Below are 5,190 nucleotides of genomic sequence, written 5' to 3' on the forward strand. Positions count from 1 at the left end.
ACAGCTTGCTAATGACGGTACCTGAAGAATAAGCACCGGCTAACTACGTGCCAGCAGCCGCGGTAATACGTAGGGTGCAAGCGTTAATCGGAATTACTGGGCGTAAAGCGTGCGCAGGCGGTTATATAAGTCAGATGTGAAATCCCCGGGCTCAACCTGGGAACTGCATTTGAGACTGTATGGCTAGAGTGTGTCAGAGGGGGGTAGAATTCCACGTGTAGCAGTGAAATGCGTAGATATGTGGAGGAATACCGATGGCGAAGGCAGCCCCCTGGGATAACACTGACGCTCATGCACGAAAGCGTGGGGAGCAAACAGGATTAGATACCCTGGTAGTCCACGCCCTAAACGATGTCTACTAGTTGTCGGGTCTTAATTGACTTGGTAACGCAGCTAACGCGTGAAGTAGACCGCCTGGGGAGTACGGTCGCAAGATTAAAACTCAAAGGAATTGACGGGGACCCGCACAAGCGGTGGATGATGTGGATTAATTCGATGCAACGCGAAAAACCTTACCTACCCTTGACATGTCAGAAATCCCGAAGAGATTTGGGAGTGCTCGCAAGAGAATCTGAACACAGGTGCTGCATGGCTGTCGTCAGCTCGTGTCGTGAGATGTTGGGTTAAGTCCCGCAACGAGCGCAACCCTTGTCATTAGTTGCTACGAAAGGGCACTCTAATGAGACTGCCGGTGACAAACCGGAGGAAGGTGGGGATGACGTCAAGTCCTCATGGCCCTTATGGGTAGGGCTTCACACGTCATACAATGGTACATACAGAGGGCCGCCAACCCGCGAGGGGGAGCTAATCCCAGAAAGTGTATCGTAGTCCGGATTGTAGTCTGCAACTCGACTACATGAAGTTGGAATCGCTAGTAATCGCGGATCAGCATGTCGCGGTGAATACGTTCCCGGGTCTTGTACACACCGCCCGTCACACCATGGGAGCGGGTTCTGCCAGAAGTAGGTAGCTTAACCGTAAGGAGGGCGCTTACCACGGCAGGGTTCGTGACTGGGGTGAAGTCGTAACAAGGTAGCCGTATCGGAAGGTGCGGCTGGATCACCTCCTTTCTAGAGTAGCGCTGTAGTTGAGTGTTCACTTTTATTGACTGTTAAATTAGATAACGAGAATAAGTTAAGGCGGTAGGTTAGCTTTAATCCAAGAGTAGTTATGTTTCAGCTGGAGAAGTAGCTAGCTGAAGTATAAATGGGGGTTTAGCTCAGCTGGGAGAGCACCTGCTTTGCAAGCAGGGGGTCGTCGGTTCGATCCCGTCAACCTCCACCAAGTTGTAGATGTCAAATAAAAGACTGATTCAAACGAGGTTGATCAAGGCGCAGCGACGCAGACAGTACGCAAGTACGGCAAGGAGTTGCAACGCAGAGCAAACGCGTTTTAAGCAGTCGATTGCGGGGCTGTAGCTCAGCTGGTTAGAGCACCGTGTTGATAACGCGGGGGTCGTTGGTTCGAGCCCAACCAGCCCTACCAAGGCATCGATAGTAGAAGCGATAGTACAAACCTAAGTCAGCAAGATTGAGAGAAATAACTCAATGGTCGTTGAAGTGAAGATTTAGGTTTGTTCTTTCAAAGCGAAAGACAAGCAGTATAAGAAGTTCTCGTTCTTTAACAATTTAGAAGAAGTAAAGTAGAAATAATCAAAATTTATTTCTGTAAAGGAAATACTCGGAAGAGTGTTTCGTTTGATGTAACGACAGTTACGTTGAATAATTTATGGAAGGGTTATGATTGTATCGAACAAACAAAGTATTAAAAAGAGTTTGATCAAAAGCAGCCGAAAGGCAGTTTTAGAAAAAAATAAATTCTTGAGATACGGCAAACGCTAAAGTAATACTCATAAGTAGTAAAGAACTATAACCGGTTCTTGGTGATGAACCATGTTGTTGAAGAGATTCAATAAGATGACACCAGGAGTTAAAGTTATAGGGACAAGTGAATAAGTGCACATGGTGGATGCCTTGGCGATATCAGGCGATGAAGGACGTAGTAGCTTGCGATAAGCTGCGGGGAGTGAGCAAACACACTTTGATCCGCAGATTTCCGAATGGGGAAACCCGGCCGTAAGGTCATTGCAACATGAATACATAGTGTTGCAAAGCGAACGTGGCGAACTGAAACATCTAAGTAGCTACAGGAAAAGAAATCAACCGAGATTCCCAAAGTAGTGGCGAGCGAAATGGGAAGAGCCTGCAAGATTTAGCATCTTTGATAAACAAACGGAATGGAAAGTCCGACCATAGAGGGTGATAGTCCCGTAGTTGAAATCATCGGTGTGGAACTAAGTTTGCGACAAGTAGGGCGGGACACGTGAAATCCTGTCTGAACATGGGGGGACCATCCTCCAAGGCTAAATACTCGATATCGACCGATAGTGAACCAGTACCGTGAGGGAAAGGCGAAAAGAACCCCGGGAGGGGAGTGAAATAGAACCTGAAACCGTGTGCATACAAACAGTAGGAGCGGACTTGTTCCGTGACTGCGTACCTTTTGTATAATGGGTCAGCGACTTACATTCAGTGGCAAGGTTAACCGCATAGGGAAGCCGTAGAGAAATCGAGTCCGAATAGGGCGAACATAGTCGCTGGGTGTAGACCCGAAACCAAGTGATCTACTCATGGCCAGGTTGAAGGTGCGGTAACACGCACTGGAGGACCGAACCCACTAATGTTGAAAAATTAGGGGATGAGCTGTGGGTAGGGGTGAAAGGCTAAACAAACTTGGAAATAGCTGGTTCTCTCCGAAAACTATTTAGGTAGTGCCTCAAGTATCACCGACGGGGGTAGAGCACTGTTATGGCTAGGGGGTCATCGCGACTTACCAAACCATTGCAAACTCCGAATACCGTTGAGTGCGAGCTTGGGAGACAGACATCGGGTGCTAACGTCCGGTGTCAAGAGGGAAACAACCCAGACCGCCAGCTAAGGTCCCAAAGTATAGCTAAGTGGAAAACGAAGTGGGAAGGCTAAAACAGTCAGGAGGTTGGCTTAGAAGCAGCCACCCTTTAAAGAAAGCGTAATAGCTCACTGATCGAGTCGTCCTGCGCGGAAGATGTAACGGGGCTAAGCTATACACCGAAGCTGCGGATATGTTTTAGGACATATGGTAGGAGAGCGTTCTGTAAGCCTGCGAAGGTGTCTTGTAAAGGATGCTGGAGGTATCAGAAGTGCGAATGCTGACATGAGTAGCGATAATGGGGGTGAAAAGCCTCCACGCCGTAAGCCCAAGGTTTCCTGTTCAACGTTCATCGGAGCAGGGTGAGTCGGCCCCTAAGGCGAGGCAGAGATGCGTAGCTGATGGGAAGCAGGTTAATATTCCTGCACCGTCGTATGATGCGATGGGGGGACGGATCACAGAAGGTCGTCAGGCGGTTGGAAGAGCCTGTTCTTGACTTGTAGAAGGCACTTAGGCAAATCCGGGTGCGTAATTCAAGGGGTTGAGACGAGTGAACTTGTTCACGAAGCGATCGGAAGTGGTTCCAAGAAAAGCCTCTAAGCTTCAGTCATACGAGACCGTACCGCAAACCGACACAGGTGGGCGAGATGAGTATTCTAAGGCGCTTGAGAGAACTCGGGAGAAGGAACTCGGCAAATTGGTACCGTAACTTCGGGATAAGGTACGCCCTTGTAGTTTGACTGCCCTGCGGCAGAAGGATGAAGGGGTTGCAATAAACTGGTGGCTGCGACTGTTTAATAAAAACACAGCACTCTGCAAACACGAAAGTGGACGTATAGGGTGTGACGCCTGCCCGGTGCTGGAAGATTAAATGATGGGGTGCAAGCTCTTGATTGAAGTCCCAGTAAACGGCGGCCGTAACTATAACGGTCCTAAGGTAGCGAAATTCCTTGTCGGGTAAGTTCCGACCTGCACGAATGGCGTAACGATGGCCACACTGTCTCCTCCCGAGACTCAGCGAAGTTGAAATGTTTGTGATGATGCAATCTACCCGCGGCTAGACGGAAAGACCCCATGAACCTTTACTGTAGCTTTGCATTGGACTTTGAATCGATCTGTGTAGGATAGGTGGGAGGCTTTGAAGCGTGGACGCCAGTTTGCGTGGAGCCATCCTTGAAATACCACCCTGGTTTATTTGAGGTTCTAACCTTGGCCCCTGATCGGGGTTGGGGACAGTGCATGGTAGGCAGTTTGACTGGGGCGGTCTCCTCCCAAAGTGTAACGGAGGAGTTCGAAGGTACGCTAATTACGGTCGGACATCGTGATGATAGTGCAATGGCATAAGCGTGCTTAACTGCGAGACTGACAAGTCGAGCAGGTACGAAAGTAGGACATAGTGATCCGGTGGTTCTGTATGGAAGGGCCATCGCTCAACGGATAAAAGGTACTCTGGGGATAACAGGCTGATTCCTCCCAAGAGTTCATATCGACGGGGGAGTTTGGCACCTCGATGTCGGCTCATCACATCCTGGGGCTGTAGCCGGTCCCAAGGGTATGGCTGTTCGCCATTTAAAGTGGTACGTGAGCTGGGTTTAAAACGTCGTGAGACAGTTTGGTCCCTATCTGCCGTGGGCGTTGGAAGTTTGAAGGGGGCTGCTCCTAGTACGAGAGGACCGGAGTGGACGAACCTCTGGTGTATCGGTTGTCACGCCAGTGGCATTGCCGAGTAGCTATGTTCGGAAGAGATAACCGCTGAAAGCATCTAAGCGGGAAACTCGCCTTAAGATGAGACTTCCCAGAGACTTTGATCTCTTTAAAGGGTCGTTCGAGACCAGGACGTTGATAGGCTGGGTGTGGAAGTGCAGTAATGCATTAAGCTAACCAGTACTAATTGCCCGTAAGGCTTGTCCCTATAACCTTAGCAGGTTGTAGGCTACGAGAGAAATTATGAAGTGAATGCCAAAGAGAGTTTGGTACGAATCATAACCAGTAATAAATGAATAAAGATTAGTGCGAAAGAGAGATGAGAATCGATCGGAGCGCACACTCTACGACACTTCTTCTGAATTGGATTTGCTGTGGGCTGCAGAACAACGCACGCACAGTAGATCGACAAGTTATGCCTGATGACCATAGCGAGTTGGTACCACCCCTTCCCATCCCGAACAGGACCGTGAAACGACTCTGCGCCAATGATAGTGCTGCAACCAGTGTGAAAGTAGGTTATCGTCAGGCTCCCCAATGCTACCCCTCTCTGTGAAAACAGTGAGGGGTTTTGCTTTT

2 tRNA genes and 3 rRNA genes are annotated in these 5,190 nt (G+C 49.2%); all 5 read left to right on the forward strand.

Annotated elements, in window-relative coordinates:
• Nucleotides 1-1,070, forward strand: a 16S ribosomal RNA gene (locus tag ACO0KY_RS19355); the annotation flags it as partial.
• A 138-nt stretch (nucleotides 1,071-1,208) separates the two neighbouring features.
• A tRNA-Ala gene (locus ACO0KY_RS19360) sits at nucleotides 1,209-1,284 on the forward strand.
• A 124-nt stretch (nucleotides 1,285-1,408) separates the two neighbouring features.
• Nucleotides 1,409-1,485: transfer RNA gene (locus tag ACO0KY_RS19365), tRNA-Ile, on the forward strand.
• 456 nt (nucleotides 1,486-1,941) lie between these two features.
• A 23S ribosomal RNA gene (locus ACO0KY_RS19370) occupies nucleotides 1,942-4,819 on the forward strand.
• 210 nt (nucleotides 4,820-5,029) lie between these two features.
• Nucleotides 5,030-5,142, forward strand: a 5S ribosomal RNA gene (gene rrf / locus ACO0KY_RS19375).
• Nucleotides 5,143-5,190: the final 48 nt, after the last annotated feature.

This window comes from Undibacterium sp. Dicai25W, from assembly GCF_049340505.1.
GTDB lineage: Bacteria > Pseudomonadota > Gammaproteobacteria > Burkholderiales > Burkholderiaceae_D > Undibacterium > Undibacterium jejuense.